This window comes from Pseudoxanthomonas sp. GW2, assembly GCF_000283075.1.
GTDB lineage: Bacteria > Pseudomonadota > Gammaproteobacteria > Xanthomonadales > Xanthomonadaceae > Pseudoxanthomonas.
Genome location: NZ_ALIP01000165.1, coordinates 1 through 21,403, shown reverse-complemented (window position 1 = coordinate 21,403; position 21,403 = coordinate 1). Strand labels below are relative to the sequence as shown.

Annotated in this window: 16 protein-coding genes and 1 pseudogene; 5 read left to right on the top strand and 12 right to left on the bottom strand. The window is 73.0% G+C overall.

The features are described 5' to 3' along the window. Positions 1–54: 54 nt before the first annotated feature. The 8 genes from B351_RS0115705 to glyQ all read right to left on the bottom strand — a co-directional run bounded on the left by B351_RS0115705 (position 55) and on the right by glyQ (position 14,104). Positions 55–2,415 carry a Tex family protein gene (locus B351_RS0115705; protein ID WP_019399986.1) on the bottom strand — a complete coding sequence of 787 codons (2,361 nt, stop codon included), beginning with the start codon at positions 2,413–2,415 and terminating at the stop codon, positions 55–57. A 104-nt stretch (positions 2,416–2,519) separates the two neighbouring features. After that, positions 2,520–2,699 (bottom strand): DUF6624 domain-containing protein, encoded by a 180-nt coding sequence (locus tag B351_RS0115700; RefSeq protein ID WP_019399985.1) that lies wholly within the window; start codon positions 2,697–2,699, stop codon positions 2,520–2,522. Between the two features lie 66 nt (positions 2,700–2,765). Next, the gene (locus tag B351_RS0115695) at positions 2,766–3,074 is read right to left on the bottom strand and encodes a hypothetical protein (protein WP_156810483.1); all 309 of its coding nucleotides are present in this window, start codon (positions 3,072–3,074) and stop codon (positions 2,766–2,768) included. 49 nt (positions 3,075–3,123) lie between these two features. Then, positions 3,124–5,271, bottom strand: a complete 2,148-nt coding sequence (locus tag B351_RS0115690; protein WP_019399983.1) for a S46 family peptidase — start codon at positions 5,269–5,271, stop codon at positions 3,124–3,126. Positions 5,272–5,347: 76 nt separating this feature from the next. Continuing rightward, positions 5,348–9,157, bottom strand: a complete 3,810-nt coding sequence (locus B351_RS0115685; RefSeq protein ID WP_019399982.1) for a translocation/assembly module TamB domain-containing protein — start codon at positions 9,155–9,157, stop codon at positions 5,348–5,350. Then, complete coding sequence (locus B351_RS0115680) at positions 9,154–10,941, bottom strand: autotransporter assembly complex family protein (RefSeq protein ID WP_019399981.1); 1,788 nt, start codon at positions 10,939–10,941, stop codon at positions 9,154–9,156. The genes B351_RS0115685 and B351_RS0115680 overlap by 4 nt, the downstream gene beginning before the upstream one ends. A 120-nt stretch (positions 10,942–11,061) precedes the next feature. Then, positions 11,062–13,158: a glycine--tRNA ligase subunit beta gene (gene glyS / locus B351_RS0115675; protein ID WP_019399980.1), complete on the bottom strand. Its 2,097-nt coding sequence runs from the start codon at positions 13,156–13,158 to the stop codon at positions 11,062–11,064. Between the two features lie 43 nt (positions 13,159–13,201). Further along, a complete protein-coding gene (gene glyQ / locus B351_RS0115670) occupies positions 13,202–14,104 on the bottom strand; it encodes a glycine--tRNA ligase subunit alpha (protein WP_026010796.1) in 903 nt (300 codons plus the stop codon). A gap of 87 nt (positions 14,105–14,191) precedes the next feature. On the opposite strand from glyQ, the gene B351_RS0115665 reads away from it, so the two are divergent. Next, positions 14,192–14,953, top strand: coding sequence for a glutamine amidotransferase (locus B351_RS0115665; RefSeq protein ID WP_019399978.1), 762 nt, complete (start codon positions 14,192–14,194; stop codon positions 14,951–14,953). 48 nt (positions 14,954–15,001) lie between these two features. Continuing rightward, a complete protein-coding gene (locus tag B351_RS0115660; protein WP_019399977.1) occupies positions 15,002–15,898 on the top strand; it encodes a BPSS1780 family membrane protein in 897 nt (298 codons plus the stop codon). Positions 15,899–15,905: 7 nt separating this feature from the next. Here the strand turns inward: B351_RS0115660 and tatC are convergent, their stop codons facing one another. From tatC to B351_RS0115640, 4 genes are all read right to left on the bottom strand, one after another. Beyond that, on the bottom strand, positions 15,906–16,664 hold the full coding sequence (tatC, locus tag B351_RS0115655; RefSeq protein WP_019399976.1) for a twin-arginine translocase subunit TatC: 759 nt from the start codon (positions 16,662–16,664) through the stop codon (positions 15,906–15,908). After that, positions 16,645–17,079: a Sec-independent protein translocase protein TatB gene (tatB, locus tag B351_RS0115650; RefSeq protein ID WP_019399975.1), complete on the bottom strand. Its 435-nt coding sequence runs from the start codon at positions 17,077–17,079 to the stop codon at positions 16,645–16,647. Before tatB ends, tatC begins: the two co-directional genes overlap by 20 nt. A gap of 21 nt (positions 17,080–17,100) precedes the next feature. Then, positions 17,101–17,319 carry a twin-arginine translocase TatA/TatE family subunit gene (gene tatA, locus B351_RS0115645; RefSeq protein ID WP_019399974.1) on the bottom strand — a complete coding sequence of 73 codons (219 nt, stop codon included), beginning with the start codon at positions 17,317–17,319 and terminating at the stop codon, positions 17,101–17,103. 90 nt (positions 17,320–17,409) lie between these two features. Continuing rightward, positions 17,410–18,279, bottom strand: a complete 870-nt coding sequence (locus B351_RS0115640; RefSeq protein ID WP_019399973.1) for a lipid-binding SYLF domain-containing protein — start codon at positions 18,277–18,279, stop codon at positions 17,410–17,412. A gap of 138 nt (positions 18,280–18,417) precedes the next feature. On the opposite strand from B351_RS0115640, the gene hemH reads away from it, so the two are divergent. The 3 genes and pseudogenes from hemH to B351_RS18135 all read left to right on the top strand — a co-directional run bounded on the left by hemH (position 18,418) and on the right by B351_RS18135 (position 21,275). Continuing rightward, positions 18,418–19,380, top strand: a complete 963-nt coding sequence (gene hemH / locus B351_RS0115635) for a ferrochelatase (RefSeq protein WP_019399972.1) — start codon at positions 18,418–18,420, stop codon at positions 19,378–19,380. After that, entirely contained in the window at positions 19,377–20,228 is an 852-nt protein-coding gene (locus B351_RS0115630) for an alpha/beta fold hydrolase (protein ID WP_019399971.1), read from the top strand. Before hemH ends, B351_RS0115630 begins: the two co-directional genes overlap by 4 nt. A gap of 70 nt (positions 20,229–20,298) precedes the next feature. Further along, a pseudogene (locus tag B351_RS18135) lies at positions 20,299–21,275 on the top strand (bifunctional precorrin-2 dehydrogenase/sirohydrochlorin ferrochelatase). Positions 21,276–21,403: the final 128 nt, after the last annotated feature.

Here is a 21,403-nt window from a genome sequence, read left to right as displayed (position 1 = left end):
GCAAAAAAAGAAGGGCCGGCAATGCCGGCCCCTCGTTGGTCGCTGCCGGCCTGCTCAGCCGCGGCGCAGGTTCTTCAGCGCATCGGCCATGGCGCTGTTGAACGGCGCGGCCTGCTGAGGCGCACGCGCCGGGTTGCCGCCACGGCCACCGCGATCGCCGCCGCGCGGGCCGTTGCGCTGGTCGCGGTCGCCGCCACGCGCATCGCGCGCGCTGGCCTGGCCCGGCTCGTCGCTGAGGCGGCAGGTCAGGGCGATGCGCTTGCGCGCCACGTCCACCTCCAGCACCTTCACCTTGACGATGTCGCCGGCCTTGACCACGTCGCGCGGATCCTTGACGTAGCGCTCGGACAGGGCGGAGATGTGGACCAGGCCGTCCTGGTGCACGCCGATGTCCACGAACGCGCCGAACGCGGCGACGTTGCTGACCACGCCTTCCAGGATCATGCCGGGCCTGAGGTCCTTGATGTCCTCCACGCCCTCGGCGAACTTCGCCGCCTTGAACTCCGGGCGCGGGTCGCGGCCGGGCTTCTCCAGCTCCTTGAGGATGTCGCGCACGGTCGGCACGCCGAACTTCTCGTCGGTGAACTGCTCGGGCTTGAGCGAGCGCAGGAAGGCGGTGTCGCCGATGATCTGCTTCACCTCGCGGCCGGTGCCGGCGAGGATGCGCTCGACCACCGGGTAGGCCTCCGGGTGCACCGCCGAGGCGTCCAGTGGCTGCTCGCCGCCGTTGATGCGCAGGAAGCCGGCGCACTGCTCGAAGGTCTTCTCGCCCAGGCGCGGCACCTTCAGCAGCGCCTTGCGCGAGGGGAAGGCGCCGTTCTGGTCGCGGTAGGCGACGATGTTCTCGGCCACGGTCGGGGTCAGGCCCGACACGCGCGCCAGCAGCGCGGCCGAGGCGGTGTTCACGTCCACGCCGACCGCGTTCACGCAGTCCTCGACCTTGGCGTCCAGTGCGCGCGCCAGGCGGAACTGGTCCACGTCGTGCTGGTACTGGCCCACGCCAATGGCCTTGGGCTCGATCTTGACCAGCTCGGCCAGCGGATCCTGCAGGCGGCGGGCGATCGACACCGCGCCACGCAGCGACACGTCCAGGTTCGGGAATTCCCTGGCGGCCAGCTCGGAGGCCGAGTACACCGAGGCGCCGGCCTCGCTGACCACGACCTTCTGCATCTTCAGTTCCGGCGCCAGCTTCAGCAGCTCGCCGGCCAGCTTGTCGGTCTCGCGCGAGGCGGTGCCGTTGCCGATCGCGATCAGCTGCACGCCGTGGGCCACGCACAGCTTCTTCAGCGTGGCCAGCGACTGGTCCCACTGCCGCTTGGGCTCGTGCGGGTAGATGGTGTCGGTGGCCACCAGCTTGCCGGTGGGATCGACCACCGCCACCTTCACGCCGGTGCGCAGGCCCGGGTCCAGGCCCAGCACCGCCTTCGGGCCGGCCGGGGCGGCCAGCAGCAGGTCCTTGAGGTTGTCGCCGAACACCGCGATGGCCTCCGCCTCGGCCTTCTCGCGCGCCTGGTTGAACAGGTCCAGCAGCAGGTGCATGTGGATCTTGGCGCGCCAGGCCAGGCGGCAGGCGTTGCGCAGCCAGGCGTCGGCGGGGCGGCCGCGGTCCTCGATCCCGGCGTGGCGGGCGATGCGGCCCTCGGCGTAGGCGTGGCCGGCCTCGGCGTCGGCGCCCGGCTCCAGGTCCAGCTGCAGGAACTCCTCGCGGCGGCCGCGGAACAGCGCCAGCAGGCGGTGCGAGGGGATCTTCGCCAGCGGCTCGGCGTGGTCGAAGTAGTCGCGGTACTTCTCGCCGGCGGTCTCCTTGCCTTCGACCACCTTCGAGCGGATCTGGCCATTGGCCTCCAGCCAGGAGCGCAGCTCGCCCAGCAGGGTGGCGTCCTCGCCCCAGCGCTCGATCAGGATCGCGCGCGCGCCCTCCAGCGCCGCCTTGGGGTCGGCCACGCCCTTGTCGGCGTCGACGAACTGCGCGGCGAACTCCTCCGGGACGCGGGTCGGATCCTCGAGCAGGCCGTTGGCCAGCGGCTCCAGCCCGGCCTCGCGCGCGATCTGGGCGCGGGTGCGGCGCTTGGGCTTGTACGGCAGGTACAGGTCCTCCAGGCGCGACTTGCTGTCGGCCGCCTCGATCTCCGCACGCAGTTCGTCGGTCAGCTTGCCCTGCTCGGCGATGCTGGCCAGGATCGCGGCGCGGCGCTCCTCCATCTCGCGCAGGTAGGCCAGGCGCACCTCGAGGTTGCGCAGCTGGGTATCGTCCAGGCCGCCGGTGACTTCCTTGCGGTAGCGCGCGATGAACGGCACGGTCGCGCCCTCGTCGAGCAGCGCGACGGCGGCCTGCACCTGCTGCGTCTGCGCGCCGATTTCCTCGGCGATGGTCTGGGCGATCTTGCGCGCGAGCGCGGGGGAAATCTCGGTCATGGACTGCGGTTTTCGCGAGGAAAGAGTCGGAAAACCGATTGTCGCCCCCTGCCGCCGGCGATGTAAGCCGTTGACAAGCGCCGCGCGCGCAGTCCCGGTCCGGCTCAGTCCCCGCCCATCGCCGCCGCGCGGGCGCGCGCCCCGGCCAGGGTGGGCACGCCCATGCGCAGCCGCTCGGCGTCGTCGACCGCGTCCTCGTCAACCGGGGAAAGCTCCAGCGCTCCGTCCTTCCCGGCCTGGTACTGGGTGCCGTACCACTGCGGCTGGCCGCGGTGCAGCAGCAACCGGTCCCAGGCCGCGGCGGTCAGCCAGCGCGCGGCGCTGCGTTGCGGGTCCAGGGTTGCCGAAACCTACGCCAGGGCCAGCGCCGTGCGGTAGTCGTCATCGCTTTCGCCGTGCTGGAACAGGATGCCGGCGCGGAAGTAGTCGGTGGCCGTGCGCAGCTGCCCGGCGCGCAGCAGCGCCAGTACCTCGGCGCGGTGGGCACGGTCGTGCTCGCGCTGGATGTCCCAGTCGATGTCGTCGCGGCTGCGGGCGGCCTGGTCGGCCGCGTAGATCGCTGCCAGGCGCGGGTTGTCAGCGGGGGCGGCGGGGTCGTCCGCCATGGCCGGGCCGGCGATCGCCAGCCCGAGCATCGTGCAAAGCAACAGCCTGCGCATGCAGCCTCCCTGTCGGCACGTGGACGCGCCGACAGGGAGGTGGCCGGGCTTACAGCCCCATTTCCCGCAGCACGTGCGGGGCAGGGTAGACCTTTTCCATCAGCCAGCGCATGTAGCGCATGTCCACGTGGACGGCGCGCTTGTAGCGCGGGTCGAACCACCAGCTGGCGCTGACCGCTTCCCAGTTGCTGTCGAAGTTCAGGCCGATCAGCTCGCCGCGGGCGTTGAGCACCGGCGAGCCGGAGTTGCCGCCGGTGGTGTCCAGGTTGGTGAGGAAATCCACGGTCTGGGTGCCCAGCTCCGGATCGGCGGTGTGGCCGAAGTCGCCGGCGGCGATCGCGTCCAGCAGCGGCTGCGGCGCGTCGAACGGCACCTGGCCGGTGTGCTTCTCGACGATGCCGGCCACGGTGGTGACCGGGGCGTAGCTCACCGCGTCGCGCGGCTGCAACGGCGCGAGCTTGCCGTAGCTGACGCGCAGGGTGCCGTTGGCATCCGGGTACAGGGCGCGGCCCTGGGCCTTGCGCCAGGCGGCCAGCGCGCGCATGTACGCCGGGCGCAGGCGCAGCTGCTCGCCCTCGCTGGTCTTGCGCACGTTCTCCAGGCGGATCTGCGCCGGGACCAGGCGCGCGGCCAGGGCCAGCAGCGGATCGGCCGGCAGCGCCTTGCCCTCGCGCGCGGCGGCGAAGGCGTCCAGGCGCGCCTGCTCGTCACCCAGGCCGGTGCCGGCGTACAGCGCATCCAGCGCCTGCGCCAGCGCCTCAGGGGTGCGCCCGAAGGCGGCGTCGAACTCGGCCACGCGCTGCGCGTCCGGCAGCTGCTGGTAGCGGCCCAGCAGCTCGCGCAGCAGGGCCTTCTCCACCTCCGGGTGGAAGCGGCGCTGCACCTGGCGCAGCTGGCCCTCGATCAGGGCCAGGTCGCGTGCCTGGTAGCCGGGGGCACGCGCGGCGTCGGGCTTGCCGGCCTCGATCCGCAGCCGCTCCAGCACCAGGGCCGAACGCAGCAGCTGGCTCTGCGAGGTGGCCACGCCCAGCAGCAGGTCGCGCTCGCGCATGGCGTTGTCGCGCTCCAGCACCTCGGCCAGCGCGTCGATCTCGCGGCGCTCGGCAGCGGGGGTTGCGGCCAGCATCGCCTGCTCGTCGGCCGTGCGCTGGCGCACCGCGTCGCTGCGGCGCAGGCCTTCCAGCTCGCCGGCGGCGCGCTTGCGGTTGTTCTTCAGGCCCTGCAGCTGCGAGGCGTACAGGGTGCGGGCGCGGGCGTCCTCGCGGCCGGCCTGCTCGATCACCGCGATCAGCGCGTCGAACAGCTCCACGCGCGCCGGCAGGGTCCACTCCACCTGGCGCGCGAACTCGGCCGCGGTGCGGTGGCGGTAGGTCACGCCCGGGTAGCCGGCGAGCATGGCGAAGTCGCCGACCTTCGGCCCGGTGGCCGAGACCTGCAGGTGCGAGGGCGGGTTGTAGGGCACGTTGTCCGGCGAATACGCGGCCGGCTTGCCGTCCTTGCCGACGTAGGCGCGCAGGATGGTGAAGTCGCCGGTGTGGCGCGGCCACATGAAGTTGTCGATCTCGTCGCCGTAGTTGCCGATGGCGCGCGGCGGGGCGTAGACCAGGCGCAGGTCGCGCAGCTCCAGCTGGCGGATGCGGTAGAAGTCGCTGCCGGCGTACATGGCCGCCACCGAGCAGCGGATGCCCGGCTCCTGTTCGCATTCGGAGACGATGCGCTTGGTCGCCGCCTCCACCGCCTCCTGGTAGGCGCGGCCCTTGCGGCCGCGGGTGCCGGCCAGGACCTGGTCGGTGACCCTGTCGAAGCCGACCGTCACCAGCACGCGGAAGTCCGGGTTGGCCGGCAGTTCCTCGGCGCGGGTGGCGGCGACGTAGCCGTTGTCGATCAGGTTGCGCTCGGGCGTGGAGTTGTACTGGATCACGCCGAAGGCGACGTGGTGGTTGGTCAGCACCAGGCCGTCGGCGGACACGAACGCGCCGGTGCCGCCGCCGGCACGCACCACCGCGTTGAGCGGGGCGGCGGTCAGGTCGGCCAGCTGCGCCGGATCGCCGGCGTAGCCTGCCTCGCGCAGGGCGCCGGCCAGCTGCGGCAGCTGCGAGGGCATCCACATGCCTTCGTCGGCGCGCGCGGGCGCGGACAGGGCGGTAAGGCAGGCCAGGGCGAGGCCGGCGAGCGCGGCGGGTCTTGCTTTGGACATCTGGGGATCCAGCTGGGAAACGAACCGGGGACGGTAGCCGCGCGCGCCGCGCGCGACAACCGCCGCAGGTCACGGATCAGCGTTCGTGGCGCCAGTTGACCGAGCCGCGGGTCTCCACCGTGGACGACTCGATCTCCAGGTCGAAGCCACGCCGCAGCAGGTACTTGAGGATCAGCACCTGGCCGCTGCCGACCAGCGACACGCCGTAGCCGACGTACAGCTTGGGCGACAGGTACTTGCCCACGCCCACCACCGAACCGCCCAGGGCGCGCGACTGGGTCACGCCGGCGTCGTCGAAGCCCAGGCGCGAGCCCAGCTGCGCCGCCAGCAGGCCGGTGCCGGCGGACATCGCCGCCGAGGCCGCGGTCACCTGGTTGGCCTGGTCGCGGGTGGCGCCTTCCAGGCTGCGGCCCAGCATCAGGTAGGCCAGGGCCTCGGACTGCGGCATGCCCGGGTTGGACCACACCTCCACCCGCGGGGTGGTGGCGTTGCCGGTGACGTCGATGCCGGCGGTGACGTCGCCGACGCGGCGCTCGGCGCGCAGGTTCACCCGCGGGTCGCTGACCCGGTTGTTGCTCCAGGTCATCTGTCCGCGGGTGATCTGCAGCTCCTGGCCGTAGGCCTCGTACTTGCCGCCCACGTCCAGGGCGCCGGTGGCGGTCATCTCGCGGCCGGGGCGGGCGCGCACCTGCAGGCGCCCGGCGAGGGTGCCGGTGAGGCCGTAGCCGCTCAGGCGCACGTCCTCGCCCAGCACCAGGGCCAGGTCCAGGTCCAGCGGCGCCTCGGCGGTTTCCTCCGGGTCCACCGGGTCCAGCACCACCACGTCCTCGGAGATCTCCGCGCCCTGCTCGAAGCGTTCCAGGTCGATGCGCGCACTGGGCACGCCGACCTCGCCGGTCAGGACCATGGTCGGCCCGTCCATGCTGAAGCGCAGGTCGGGATTGGCCACCGCGTGCAGCATCGGGGTGTCGGCGATCAGCACGTCCTGGCCGCGGATGGCCAGCTGCAGCGGCGTGGCCTGGCCGTACCAGGACAGGCCGCCGTCCACCCGCAGCGTGCCTTCGCCGGAGCGCATCGAGGCCTCGATGCGCGCCGAGCCGTCCGGCTGCGCGTCGAGCATGCCGCGGCCCTCGCTCAGCACCAGGCCCAGCGCCGGCAGTTCGCCCTGGAAGTCCTCCAGCAGCAGCTGTCCGCCCAGCGCCGGCGCGGCGCGGGTGCCGCGCAGGCTCACGTGGCCGCGCAGCACGCCGCGCGGCCGCACCAGGTCCGGCGAGAACAGCTCCAGCCAGAACAGGCGCGACATGTAGGTGTAGATCTCGCCGTTGAGCGGCGAGCCGGGATCCCAGCCGGTGGCCACCCGGGCATCGATGTAGCCGTCGCCGGAGAAGCCGCTGCCGAGGCGGCCGCTGATCTGGCGCGGGTCGAACTCCACGTCCAGGCTGAAGTGGTCGTAGCGCACCAGCTCGCGGCGGGTGCGGTCGCCCAGGCGCAGGCCGCCCTCGAGCGAGGCCAGGTGCACGCCGCCGCTCCAGCGCCCGCCCTGCGGGCGCAGGTCGGCGTCCAGCGACAGCTCGCCGCGCAGCACCAGCGAGCGGCCCTCGTTCTTGGGCAGCCACGGCTGGACCAGGGTCAGCGGCAGGCGGTCGCTGTGCAGCTGCAGGCCGCGGCGCGGCCAGTCCGCTTGCGCGCACAGCGCGGCGTCGCCGTCGGCGCCGGTGGTGGCAAGACAGGCCGGCTGCAGCTGGAAGCGTTCGCCGGCCTGGCTGAAGGCGGCGGGCTCCCGCAGCGCCCAGGCGCTGCCGCGCGCCGGCGCGATCCGCAGCCGCTCGAGCGTGCCCTGCCAGCCGTTGCCGCGTTCGCGCAGCTGCGCGGACAGGACGATGCCGGCGGCCTCCGGGCTGTCGACCTCGGCGTCCAGGTGCAGGTCGGCGACCGCGCCGCGGGCGTGCACGTCGATGCGCTGGATCGCCAGCCCGGCCTCGATGTCGCGCGCCAGCAGGCGCAGGTCGCCGTCGCGGCCGCGCCAGGGCAGGCGCCCGCGCAGCGACAGCGAGGCGGCGCGCCAGTCGTCCCATTGCAGGCCCATGCCCTGCAGGTCGGCGTCCAGGTCCGGCGTGGCCCGCGGGCCGCGCAGGCGCAGGCTGCCCTGCAGGCTGCCGGCGGTGCCGGGCAGCAGGTCGTCCAGGCGCAGCGGCTGCAGCCGGGCCTGCACGTCGATCCGGTCGCCAACCAGGCCGCTGGCCTGCACCCGGCTGCCGCCCAACGCCAGTTCCAGCGCGCCATTGCCGGCCTCGCCCTGCAGCTGGAAGCGGCCGCGGCCGTCCAGCGGGCGCCCGCGCAGGCGGCCGCCGAGGTCCTCCAGCACGAAGCTGGCGTCGAAGCCGTCGGCCGGCTGCCCCGGCGCGGCGCGCTCGCGGCCGTTGCTGGCCAGGCGGCCGTTGACGTTGCCGTCCCAGCCGGGGACGAAATAGCCCGGATCGAAGCCGTCCAGGCGCAGCGCCAGGTCCCAGGCCAGCACCGGATCCCAGCTGGCCTGGCCCTGCGCCTCCAGGGTGCCGGTGGGCATGCGCGCGCGCAGCGCATGGATGCGCGCGCTGCCGGCATCGCCGCGCACGTCCAGCTGCAGGCTGGCGCGGTCGCTGCCGCGCTGCAGGCCGGCATCGCCGTAGGCGGCCCACAGCGTGGTGCTGCCGGCCAGGCCCAGGGCGGCGTCGATGCCTACCGCCGGCGCGTCCGGCTCGGCCGGCTGCAGGCGGATGCCCTCGGCATTGAGCGCGAAGCGGAAGCGGCCCTCGTCGGGATTGGTGAAGTCGGCGCGGCCGCGCAGCCGCACCTGGCCTTCGAGCAGCTGCAGCACCAGCGGCTCGACTTCCAGCACCTGGTCCTCCAGCCGCACGTGCGAGGGCGCGACCACCACGTCCTGGCCGGCCACGCGCGCGCGGCCGGAGATGTCGGCCGCGCCGCCGCTGCCGTCGGCCTGCAACTCGAACGCCAGCGGCTCGTCCATCGGCGCGGCGCCGGTGAACAGGCCCGGATCCAGGCCTTCGCTGCGCGCGCGCAGCTGCCAGGCCGGCGCGTCGGCGTTGCCGCCCAGGCCCAGGGTGGCGCGCAGCGGCTGCGGCGCGCGCCCGCCGATGCCCACTTCCATGCGCGACAGGTCGCCGCGCGCGATCAGCCCCAGCCGCGCCGGCACCCCGCCGTCGGTGGCGGGGAACACCGCGGTGGCCAGCAGGTCGCTGCGGTAGTCCTCGGCCGGCACGTAGTCGCCGTGCACCGCGAACAGGCCCAGGTCGCTGTCCACCTGCAGGTGTTCGGCGTGCAGGCGGCCGTTGGCGATGTCGATGCCGCCGCGCAGTCTGCGGATGTCGATCACCGGCTCGCCGCCGGAGCTCACGCGCAGGCCGTCGACCATGATCGCGTCGGCCTGGATCGCCAGTGGCATCTCGATCGCCGGCAGCGACTCCGGCCAGCTGGGCAGCTCGAACGGTTCGTCGCTGCGTGCCAGGTTGAGGGTGGCGTCCTCGAGCACGAACGCATCCAGGCGCAGGCGCCTGCCCAGCAGCGGGCGGATGTCGGGATCGAGCACCGCCCGGCGCGCGGTGAACCGGTAGTCCTGGTAGCGGAATTCGAGGCCATGCAGGACCAGCGGACCGGCGACCGGGCCCTCGGCGCGCTCCCAGGTCAGCGCCGAGTCCACCGGCAGGCGCGAGACGATCTGCGCCAGCAGCACGTCGCGCCCGGCCACGGTCTGCAGCAGCCAGTACACGGCGACCAGCACGGCCAGCACCAGCGCCAGCACGCCCAGGCCGGACCAGGCCCAGAAGCGGCGGCGCCGGTAGAAGCGCGGGCGGCGCGGCGGCGGGGCGGGGGCGTCGGTCGTGCTCACAGGTTGGCCCCCAGGCTCAGGTAGATCTGGAAGCTGGAATCAGGGTCGTCCAGGCCATGGGCGATGTCGATCCGCACCGGACCCACCGGCGAACGCCAGCGCGCGCCGATGCCCACGCCCACGCGCGGGTTGAAGTCGCCGTCGAAGGCATCGCCGGCGTCGACGAAGGCCGCGCCGCCCCAGGGGCCGCCCTTGAAGTAGTGCTCGTACTCGACCGAGGCGGTGACCACCCGGCGCGCGCCGAGGGCGAAGTTGTCCGGCGGCGGGGTACGCGGGCCGACCTCGCGCCAGGCGTAGCCGCGGATGCTGCGGTCGCCGCCGGCGAAGAAGCGCAGGCTGGGCGGCATCGCCACCAGTTCGCCGGTCCAGGTGGTGCCGGCCTCGCCGCGCACGATCAGGCGGTCGGCCACGCCGAACGGGCGGTACCAGGTGCCGCTGCCGTGCAGCTGGATGAAGCTGGTGTCCGAGCCCACGTTCTCCACGCCACCGCGCACGGCCAGGGTGCCGCTGAGGCCACGGCGCGGGAACAGGCGGTCGTCCACGTCGACGTAGGTGGCGCTCAGTTCCGGGTAGACCAGGGTGGAATAGGTGTACAGGCGCGAGCCGGTGGCCGTGTCCATGTCGTAGCTCCAGCGCTCGCGCAGCGCGTTGAGCGAGGCCACCGCGGTCCAGCGCTCGCTGATCTCGCCGCTGCGGCTGGCCACCAGCTTCACGTTGCGCAGGTCGATGTAGTCGGTCTGCTCGTCGTAGAAGCCGATCGAGAAGCCGTACCAGCCGTCCAGCCAGGCGAACGCGGGGACCCGGTACTGGGTGAGGAAGCTCTTGCGCTTCTGCGCCCAGTCCAGGTCCCAGTTGAGCTTGTGCCCGCGGTCGTTGACGTAGCGCCGCTCCACGCCCAGGCGCACGCCGGTGCCGCTTTCGGTGCCGTACGAGAGGCCGGCGGTGTAGATGTTGCGCTTGGCCATCACCAGGTTGACGTCCACCGGCACGCGCAGGTCGTCGCTGGCTTCCTCCGGCTTGGGCTGGATGTCGATCGCGCTGAAGTAGTCCAGCCGCACCAGCGACTCGCGCAGGCGGTCGAGCTTGCCCTCGTGGTAGTAGCTGCCTTCCTCCCAGGTCACCAGCTTCTCCAGCAGGCCGGGCCGGAAGTAGTCCTGGTGGAAGGTGGTCGGGCCCATGTCGTAGCGGAAGCCGCTGTCCCAGACCAGGTCGACGTCGGCCGCGGCCTCGGCGCGGCTGACCCGCACCTCGCGGGTGAGGAAGTCGGCGTCGAAGTAGCCGCGTTCGGCCAGGCGCCGGGTGATGCCGTCCTTGTGTTCCTCGTACAGGGCGTGGTCGAAGCGCTCGCCCGGGCGCGGGCGGAAGCCGGCCAGGTCTTCCTGCAGGTAGTGGTCCTCGCCGCCGGGGCCGGCGATATCGACCCGGAAGTCGCGCACCTGCACCGGCTGGCCCTTGTCGATGCGCAGGGTGACGGTGATCCGGTCCTGCTCGTCGCGGACCGAGTCGACCTCGATGCTGGGCGAGTAGTAGCCGAACGGCTCCAGCGCGCGGCGGGCGTCGCGCTCGGCGTTGAGCAGCAGCAGCTCCAGCCGCGACTCGCCCTGTTCCTTGCCCAGCACGTCGTTCAGGCCCAGCGACAGGCGCACGTTCTGCTCGATCGCCGGGTCCTTCTCCAGGCCGTCGATCTCGATCTTGCTGATGGTGCCGCGCGCCAGCGCCAGCGACGGCGCCAGGGCCAGGAGCAGGAGGGGCAGGCAGGCTTGGACGCGACGTGGAAGCGGCATCGGCGCAGGATACCGGGATCGCGCCAAGGCGGCCTGAAGGGCCGCGTACCGCCGGCCGCGAACCCCGCGGCCGGCAATGGAGGCGGTGGCGCGCGGCGGGGCCGCCACGCGCCGCGGGGATCAGGCCGACAGGTGCCCGATCGCGGCCACCGCGCCGAAGCGGTCGGCCAGGCGCTTGAGCAGGGCCAGGCGGTTGCCGCGCACGGCCGGGTCCTCGGCGTTGACCATCACCTGGTCGAAGAACGCATCCACCTGCGGCCGCACTTGCGCCAGGCGCTCGAGCACGCGCACGTAGTCGTGCTGCCGCAGCGGGCCGTCGGTCTCGGCCAGCGCCGCCTCCACCGCCTCGCCCAGGGCGCGCTCGGCGTCCTCGGCGAACAGCGCCGGGTCGGTCGCCTCTGGAATGGCGATGTCGGCCTTCTTCAGGATGTTGCCGATGCGCTTGTTGGCCGCGGCCAGGGCATCGGCCTCCGGCAGCGCGGCGAAGGTGCCGATCGCGGCGATGCGGGTGTCGAAGTCGGCCAGCGAGGCCGGGCGCAGCTCCGCCACCGCGTTGAAGTGCGCGGCGGGCACGCCCTTGTCGGCGTAGTAGCCGCGCAGGCGGTCGAGGATGAAGTCGTACAGCTCGGCCGGATCGGCCGACGCGGTGGCGCCGTCCTTGCCGGCCGGCAGCGGGCCGATCGCCTGCGCCGCCCTTTCCAGCAGTTCCTTCAGCGACAGTTCGAAACCGGACTCGATCAGCGTACGCGCCAGGCCCAGCGCATTGCGGCGCAGGGCGAACGGATCCTTGTTGCCGGTCGGCTTCAGGCCCGCGGCGAAACCGCCGGCCAGGGTGTCGGCGCGTTCGGCAATCGCCAGCACCTGGCCCAGGCGCGAGCCGGCGATGGCGTCGCCGGAGAAGCGCGGCATGTAGGCCTCGTCGATCGCCAGCGCCACTTCCTGCGGCTCGCCCGCGGCCAGCGCGTAGTGGCGGCCGGCGATGCCCTGCAGTTCCGGGAACTCGTTGACCATGCGGCTCTGCAGGTCGTTCTTGCCCAGCTCGGCGGCACGGCGCGCCTGCGCCGGATCGGCGCCGACCTGGACGGCGATGGCCTCGGCCAGCGTGGCCACGCGCGCGACCTTGTCGGCCACCGTGCCCAGCTTGGCCTGGTAGGTGACGGTCTTCAGGCCCTCGCCCATGGCCACCAGGCCCTGCTTGAGGTCCTCGTCGAAGAAGAAGCGGGCGTCGGCGAAACGCGGGCGGATCACGCGCTCGTAGCCCTTGCGCACCTCGGCCACGTCGCGCGACTCGATGTTGGCGGTGCCGATGAAGTACTCGGTCAGCTTGCCGGCCGCGTCCAGCACCGGGAAGAACTTCTGGTTGATCTCCATCGTCTCGATCAGCGCTTCCTGCGGCACGGCCAGGAAGTCGCGCTCGAAGCTGCACAGCACCGCCGCCGGCCATTCGGTCAGGCACACCACCTGCTCGAGGTTGTCCTCGGTGATGCGCGCGCTGCCGCCGGCCTGGGCCGCGGCCTGTTCGGCCTGCTCGACGATGCGGGCGCGGCGCTCGGCCGGATCGACCAGCACCTTCGCCGCGCGCAGCGCTTCCACGTACTGGCCCGGCGCGGCGATCTCCACCGGGCCATTGGCCTCGAAGCGGTGGCCGCGGCTGCTGCGGCCGGCGGCCACGCCCAGCACCTGCGCCGGCACCACCTCTTCGCCCAGCAGCAGCACCAGCCAGTGCACCGGACGGGCAAAGGCGTAGTCATGGCCGCCCCAGCGCATCGGCTTGGGTACCGGCATCCCGGCGATGGCCTCGGCCAGCACCTCCGGCAGCAGCTCGGCGGTGCGCGCGCCCGGCTTCACCGAGCGGTGCACGAAACGCTCGCCCTTGGCGTCGCTGGTGCGTTCCAGCGTGGTCCACTCGACCCCGGCCTTGGCGGCGAAGCCTTCCAGCGCGCGGGTCGGCTTGCCCTCGGCGTCCAGGGCGATGTTCAGGTACGGGCCCAGCACTTCCGAGCGCTGCTCGGGTTGCTCGGTGCCCACGCCCGGCAGCAGCACCGCCAGCCGGCGCGGGGTGTACAGCGGGCGCGCGCCGGTGGCGTCCACCGCCACGCCGCGCTTCTGCAGCGCGGCCACGACGCCGTCGAAGAAGGCCTGCGCCAGGCCCGGCAGCGCCTTGACCGGCAGCTCCTCGGTGCCCAGTTCGATCAGCAGGGGAAGTTGCGTGCTCATGGATGTTCCTGTGGTGGATGCGGCGGCCGGGAAGGGGGCGCGGTCACGCGCCGTTCTTCAGTCCCGGGAAGCCGAGCTTCTCGCGCTGGGCGTAGTAGGCCTGGGCCACGGCCTGGGCCAGGGTGCGCACGCGCAGGATGTAGCGCTGGCGCTCGGTCACCGAGATGGCGCGGCGCGCGTCCAGCAGGTTGAAGGTGTGGCTGGCCTTGCACACCTGCTCGTAGGCCGGCAGCGGCAGCTGCGCCTCGACCAGCTTCAGCGCCTCGCGCTCGCAGGCGTCGAAGCGGTGGAACATCTCGGCCACGTCGGCGTACTCGAAGTTGTACGCGCTCTGCTCGACCTCGTTCTGGTGGTACACGTCGCCGTAGGTCACCGGGCCCTGCGGGCCGATGGTCCAGACCAGGTCGTAGACGTTGTCCACGTTCTGCAGGTACATGCATAGCCGCTCGAGGCCGTAGGTGATCTCGCCCAGCACCGGGCGGCACTCCAGGCCACCGGCCTGCTGGAAGTAGGTGAACTGGGTCACCTCCATGCCGTTGAGCCACACCTCCCAGCCGAGGCCCCAGGCGCCGAGGGTCGGCGATTCCCAGTTGTCCTCGACGAAGCGCAGGTCATGCACCTTCGGGTCGATGCCCAGCGCCTCCAGCGAGCCCAGGTACAGCTCCTGGATGTTGTCGGGGTTGGGCTTCATCACCACCTGGTACTGGTAGTAGCGCTGCAGGCGGTTGGGGTTCTCGCCATAGCGGCCATCGGTCGGACGGCGCGAAGGCTGCACGTAGGCGGCGTTCCACGGCTCCGGGCCGAGGGCGCGCAGGAAGGTGGCCGGGTGGAAGGTGCCGGCGCCGACCTCGAGGTCCAGCGGCTGGATCAGCACGCAACCCTGTTCGGCCCAGTAGGCATTGAGGGCCTGGATCAATCCCTGGAAGGTCGGACCAGTCATCGGCATTTATTGCGCTGCGGAAAAGCGGGCTAGTATAGGCCCAAGCCCCGTCCCGTACGGGTTTCCGCCGCCCCGGACCCCCCGGATCCTGCCGTGACCGACCGCGCGCCCTTCCTGATCGTGGAAACCGGCCAGCCCGTGGGCAGCCTCAAGCGCTATGGGCGCTTCCCGCACTGGATCCGGGTGGCGGCCGGCCTGGCGGCCCGGGACGTGACCGAGGTCAACGCCGAGCGCGGCGAGCCGCTGCCGGAGCCGCGCGGCCTGGCCGGGGTGATCGTGACCGGTTCGGCGGCGTTCGTGACCGATCGCGCCCCGTGGAGCGAGCGCACCGCCGGCTGGATCCGCGAGGTGGTGCAGGCGGGCACGCCGCTGCTGGGCATCTGCTACGGCCACCAGCTGCTGGCCCACGCCTTGGGCGGTGAGGTGGACTACAACCCGGCCGGGCGCGAATCGGGCACGGTGTTCATCGACCTGCACCCGCCGGCGTTCGAGGACCCGCTGTTCGCCGGCATGCCGCCGCGCTTCGCCGCCCACGCCACCCACCTGCAGACCGTGATCCGGCCGCCGGAGGGTGCGGCGGTGCTGGCCCGCTCCGAACAGGACGCCTGCCACGCCTTCCGCTGGGGGCAGGGCGCCTGGGGCGTGCAGTTCCACCCCGAGTTCGCCACCCACCACATGCGCGGCTACGTCCACGCCCGCGCCGAGTGCCTGCGCAACCACGGCCGCTGCCCGCGCACGGTGGCGCGCGAGGTCAGCGCGGCGCCGCAGGCGCGGCGGTTGCTGCGGCGATTCGTGAAGCATGCCCGCGGCCAGCACGGCGCAGGTACCCACGCCCGCGGCGCCGATCGCGGATAATTGCCCGCAGACGCGCCGCCCCCCGGCGGCGACGCACACGGAACAGGAATGGACACGATTCGCAGGCTGCCGGCTTCGGCCGGCGCGGAATGGCTGCTGGGCGGTTTCGCCCTGCTGCGCCAGGCGCCCCTGGCGCTGGGTTCGCTGGGCGCACTGTGGGGACTGCTGGGCACCCTGGTGCTGGCGGTGGCCGCCACCGTGCCGGCGCTGGGCGCGCTGGTGCAGCTGCTGGTCGCGATCGCCGGCCCGCTGCTGTTTGCCGGCCTGGTATGGGCGGTGCGCGAGGTCCAGCAGGGCCGCCCGGCGCTGCCTTCGCACCTGGGCCAGGGCGTGCGCGACGGGCACCTGCCCGGGCTGCTGGCGACCCTGCTGCCGCAGGTGGTGGCGGGCCTGCTGCTGGGCATCCTGCTGCTGGTCCTGGTCGGCCCGGAGCAGCTGCAGCGGCTGAGCGCGGTCAGCGAGGAGCTCAACGCGATGGCCGCCTCCGGCGTGCAGCCGAGCCCGGAGCAGGTGCAGGAGATGATCGCCGACCTCCCGGCCGGGCGGATCCTGCTGTGGCTGCTGCTGGGCCTGGGCCTGGCCGTGGTGGTGGCGATGACGGTGTTCGTCTCGGTGCCGCGGATCGTGTTCGACGGCCGCCCCGGCCTGGCCGCGATGGGCGACAGCCTGCGCGCCAGCCTGCACAACCTGCCGGCGCTGGCGGTGTTCTTCCTGCTGGCCGTGGTCGCCCTGTTCGCGGTCTACTTCGCGGTGATGCTGCTGGCGCTGCTGGCCCAGGCCCTGGCCGGCCCGCTGTTCGGGGCGCTGGTGGCGCAGGTGCTGCTGATGGCGGTGGTGATGCCGCTGCTGGCCGGCGCGGTGCTGGTGGCCTGGGGCCAGCTGTTCGGCCATGCCGCGCCGCCGCCGGTGCCCGGCGCGGCCGCGTCCGGCCGGCTGGAGGCCTGAGCGCGGCTCAGGCCTGGTCCGCTTCCCCGTCCTCGCCGCGGCCCAGCAGCCGGGCCGCCCAGATCCCGGCCTCGTACAGCAGGCACATCGGCACCGCCAGCAGCAGCTGCGAGACCACGTCCGGCGGGGTGATCACCGCCGCCAGGATGAAGATGCCGACGATCGCGTAGCCGCGCCCGGCACGCAGCTGGTCCGGGGTGACCCAGCCCAGCAGCACCAGGATCACCAGCGCCACTGGCAGCTCGAAGCTGGCGCCGAAGGCCAGGAAGATCACCAGCACGAAGTCCAGGTAGGCGCTGATGTCGGTCATCATCGCCACGCCCTCGGGCTTGACCGCGGCCAGGAAGCCGAACACCGACGGCAGCACCACGAAGAACGCGAACGCGCAGCCGGCATAGAACAGCAGCACCGAGGACACCAGCAGCGGCAGCGCCAGGCGCTTCTCGCGCCGGTACAGGCCCGGGGCGACGAAGGCCCAGGCCTGGTACAGCAGCCACGGCGCGCTGCCGAGCACGGCGGCGAAGAACGCCAGCTTCAGCGGGGCGAAGAACGGCGAGGCCACCTCCACCGCGATCAGCTGGCCGCCTTCGGGCAGCTTCTGCAGCAGCGGGGCAGCCAGCCAGGCGTAGAGCCGGTTGGCGAACGGCAGCAGCGCCAGCAGCAGCACCACCAGGCCGGCCAGCGCGCGCATGATCCGCGCGCGCAGCTCCAGCAGGTGCTCCATCAGCGGGCTTTCGCTGTCCGTCTCAGGAGTGGCGGGGTCCATCGCGCTCCTCGGCGGGATCGGCGGGCGGGGCGGGTTCGGTATGCGACCCGGGGGCGGGCAGCGGCGCTTCCGGGTCGGCTGCGGGCTGGGGGGCTTCCCCGGCCGGTTCCGGCGGGCGCAGGTCCGCCTCGACCTGCTGGCGCAGGCCATCCAGGCCGCTGCGCGCGGCTTCGGCTTCCTGGCGCAGGGTGGCTTCGGCCTGGCGCAGCGAATCCTGGGTCTCGCGCAGGCTGCGCTTGAGTTCCTCGGCGGCCAGCTCGCGCTCCAGCTCGGCGCGCACCGAGTACCACTGCGCGCGGGCGCGGCGCACCCACAGCCCGGCGAAGCGGGCCGCCTTCGGCAGCCGCTCCGGGCCAAGCACGACGAGGGCGACCACCGCGATCAGCAGCAGTTCGCCAAAACCGATGTCGAACATTCCGCGTACGCCGACGCGGGATCAATGCTGCGCGCGGTCGCGCTCGGCTTCGGTCTTCGATGCGTCGGTCCGCTCGTCGCCGAGCTGGCCGGCCGGCTTCTCCGGCTCGCGCATCCCTTCCCTGAAGCCCCTCACCGCCTCGCCGATGTCCTTGCCGGCACCGCGCAGCCGTTTGGTGCCGAATACCAGCAGCACCACGACCAGCACGACGATCCAATGCCCGATGCCCCAAGCGCCCATGGCTGCTCACATAGTCAAATCAACGGTCTGACAGCATAGCGCAGGCCCAGCGGAACCGGGCCGTTCCGCTGGACGGTTCAGCAATCCCGGTCAGTACGGCAGCGGCTCGCTGCGCACGCCATCGTCCACCGGCTCGAAGCCCTGGGTCGGCGCCGGGCCGGCCGGCGGCGGCGCCGGCAGGGTCTGCAGGCCCTGGGTCTGCGCCTGCGGCTGCTCGTTGGGGATGGTCACCCGGCCGACCGGGGCGGCGGCCGGGGCCGCGGTGCCGCGGGTCACGCGCGCGGCATGGGTGGCTTCCTCCAGCTGGTCGCGGAAGGCCACGATGGCGTTGCTGGGGGCAGCCTGGGCGCGGTCCTCGAACACCATGCGCGGCGTGGTCGTCGACCCGTAGACCACGGCCTGGGCGTTGCTGTCGATGCGCAGCACCGCGCCGTCCAGGGCCACGCCGGCGAACAGGCCGCGGGCGCGCGACCAGGACCAGATCTCGGCCTTGAGCTGGCCGTCGGTGGCCGCGGCGGCATTGCGGCCCACCGGGCCGGCGGCCACGGCGGCGTCGGCACCGAGGGTGAACTTGCCGTTGACCACGTTGTCGAGGCTGCGGTCGTTGCGGAACACCAGCACGATGTCCGAGGACTGCACGCCGGCCTGGAAGCCGATGCTGCCGCCGGTCAGGGTCACGAACACCGGGTTGGACCAGGTACCGTCGGCGGTCTTGACCGACATCAGGCCGTGGCCGCGGCGCCCGCCGATCACCAGGCCGGCCTTGATCGCGTCCGGGATGACCACGATCGCCTTGGCCTCGTCCAGCAGCTTGTCCGGGATCGCCTGCTCCGGGATCTTCTGGATCTCCTCCAGCACCCGCACCGCCTCGCGCGCCCGCGCGTCCTCCTCCGGGCCGGCGATGGCCGGAGCGGCCACCAGCAACAGGACGGGAAGCAGGAACTTGCTCAGTTGCGACATCGTTGGACTCCGCGAGGGTGGCCGGCGGCCACGGTTCGCCCGGAACTTAGGTTTGCGGCAATGAATCGCGCCTGAGGCGCGCTGCCCCCGCGCGGCGTCCCGGGCCGGGCCGGCGCGCGTCTGTCAGAATACGACGCCATGAACAACGCCGCCGCCACCACGCTGCTCGTGGTCAACCTGGGGACGCCGGAGGCGCCGACCGCGCCGGCCGTGCGCCGCTACCTGGCCGAGTTCCTCGGCGACCCGCGGGTGGTGTCGATCCCCGCGATCCTGTGGAAGCCGCTGCTGCATGGCCTGATCCTGCCGCTGCGCGGGCCGCGTTCGGCCGCCAACTACGCCAAGATCTGGCTGCCGGAAGGCTCGCCGCTGCTGGTCTACACCCGCCGCCTGGCCGCGCGCATGCAGGAGGCGATCCCCGAGTGGCGTGTGCTGCCGGCGATGCGCTACGGCGAGCCGGCCCTGCGCCAGCTGCTGCGCGACCTGCGCAGGCAGGGCGTGCGCCGCCTGGTGGTGCTGCCGCTGTACCCGCAGTACTCGACCACCACCACCGCCTCGGTGGCCGACGTGGTCGCCGCCGAGACCCAGGACATGGACGTGACCCTGGTCGAGGACTATTCGACCGACGCGGCCTGGGTCGAGGCCGTGGCCGCCAGCATCCGCGCCCACCGGGCGCAGGGCGGCGCAGGGCGCCACCTGCTGTTCTCCTTCCACGGCCTGCCGCAGCGGGTGGCCGATGCCGGCGATCCCTATCCGCAGCGCTGCACCGCCAGCGCCGAGGCCATCGCCGCCGCCGCCGGCCTCCAGCCCGGGCAGTGGTCCATCGGCTACCAGTCGCGCTTTGGCCGCGAGCGCTGGCTGGAGCCCTCCACCCAGGCCGAACTGGACCGCCTGGCCGCGGCCGGCGTGCGCGAGGTCGACGTGGTCTGCCCGGGCTTCGCGGTGGACTGCATCGAGACCCTGGAGGAAGTGGCCCTGGGCCTGGCCGAGCACTTCAGGTCGAAGGGCGGCCAGCTGCGCTACATCCCCTGCCTCAACGACGCGCCGGAACACGCCGCGGCCCTGGCGCGGCTGGCCCGCCACGCGGCCGGCACGGTGGAATGACCCCGGCCGAGGTCGCGCTGCCGGGCAGCTGCGGCGAGCTGGCGGCGCTGCGCGTCGAACGTCCCGGCGCGCCGAAGGTAATCGCCCTGCACGGCTGGCTGGACAACGCCGCCAGCTTCCTGCCGCTGCTGCCGCACCTGCCGCCGCTGGACCTGCTGCTGCTCGACTTCCCCGGCCACGGCCGCAGCGCGCACCTGGCGCCGGGGGCCGAGTACGTGATGGTCGCCTACGTGCACGCGCTGCTGGACGCGGCCGATGCCCTCGGCTGGGAGCGCTTCGCGATCCTGGGCCATTCCATGGGCGCGGCGGTGGCGGCGATGGCCGCGGTGGCCCAGCCGCAGCGCGTGGCCCGCCTGGCCCTGGTCGAGAACCTCGGCCCGCTGGCCGAGGACGAGGACGCCGCGCCGGCGCGCCTGCAGCAGGCGGTCTCCGCCGCGCGTGCCCGCCGCGGCAGGTCGCTGCGCGTGTTCCCGGACCTGGAGCTGGGGGTCCGCGCCCGCCTGCAGGCCGGCCCGATGCAGGAACACGCCGCGCGCCTGCTGGTGGAACGCGGCACCCGCGCGGTCGACGGCGGATACGTGTGGAGCAGCGACCCGCGCCTGACCTTGCCCGGCGCCAACCGCATGACCGAAGGCCAGGTGCGCGCCCTGCTGCGCGCGCTGGAATGCCCGCTGCACCTGCTGCATGCCCGCCGCGCCCAGCCGTACTTCCCGGAAGACGTGCGCGCGCAGCGCCTGGCCGAGGTGCCCGGGGCCGCGGTCACCGTGCTGGAGGGCGGCCACCACCTGCACATGGACCAGACCGAAGCCGTGGCCGCGGTGCTGGGCCCGTTCCTGGCCGCGGGCTGATCGCGCGCCACCGTCGACAGGGCCCGGCCCGCAGGCGAGGATGCGCCAAGGCCGTCAGGGAGAAGACCGGATGGGGCTGTACCCGCTGTTTGCCGATCTGGCCGGGCGCGAGGTGCTGGTGGTCGGCGGAGGCGAAGTGGCCGCGCGCAAGATCGCCGCGCTGCTGCGCGCCGGCGCCGAGGTGCACCTGCATACCCGCAGCATCGACCACCCTGACATCCAGGCCGCGGTGGACGCCGGCCGCATCGCCTGCCTGCACGGGGAGTTCACCCGGCCTGGCTGGACGCGGTGTGGCTGGTGGTCGCCGCCACCGACGACCACGCCTTCAACGCCGCCCTTGCCGCGGAAGCCGGGCGCCGCCGGCGCCTGGTCAACGTGGTCGACGATGCCGTCCTGTCCACCTACCAGGTGCCGGCGGTGGTGGACCGCTCGCCGCTGGTGGTCGCGATCTCCTCCGCGGGCGCGGCGCCGATGCTGGCCCGGCGCATCCGCGAGCGCCTGGAAACCCTGCTGGATCCGGCCATTGGCACGCTGGCCGGCCTGTTCGCGCGGCATCGCGAACGCATCCGCGAAGCGCTGCCGGACCTGGCCCTGCGCCGGCGCTGGTTCGAGCGCATCCTCGATGGGCGCCTGGATCCGGTGGCCGCGGACCCGCAGGCCCTGGAAGCCGCCTTCCTCGGGGAACTGGACGCGGCCGCTGCCCGCGGCGACGTGCGGGGCAGCGTGTCCGCCATCGCCGCGGTCGAGCCCGACCTGCTCACCTTGCGTGCGCTGAGGGCGCTCAACGAGGCGGACCTGATCCTGGTCGGCCCGGAGGTGCGGCCGGAAGCGCTGGAGCCGGCGCGGCGCGACGCCAGCCGGGTGGCTGCAGGGTCGGCCGACGAGGCCGCGCGCCTGGCGGTCATGCATGCCGGCGATGGAGCGCGCGTCGTCTATCTATATGCAGCGCGTGCTGGCGGCGACGGTATCGACCGCGTGGAAGCCGCTTGCGCCAATGCCGGCGTGGCTTTCCGCCGCATCCCCGGGGTGCCGGTGAAAATTCCCTGAAAATTTCCCTATTCAGGTACTTCCCAAACGCGCCGGGCACGTGCACAATGCGCGCCCTCCCGACGACACCACGGTGTTGCCGGTGGTCCGGGAAAACGGAGTGGCTTCAACACGAAGTGCTTGCGGAT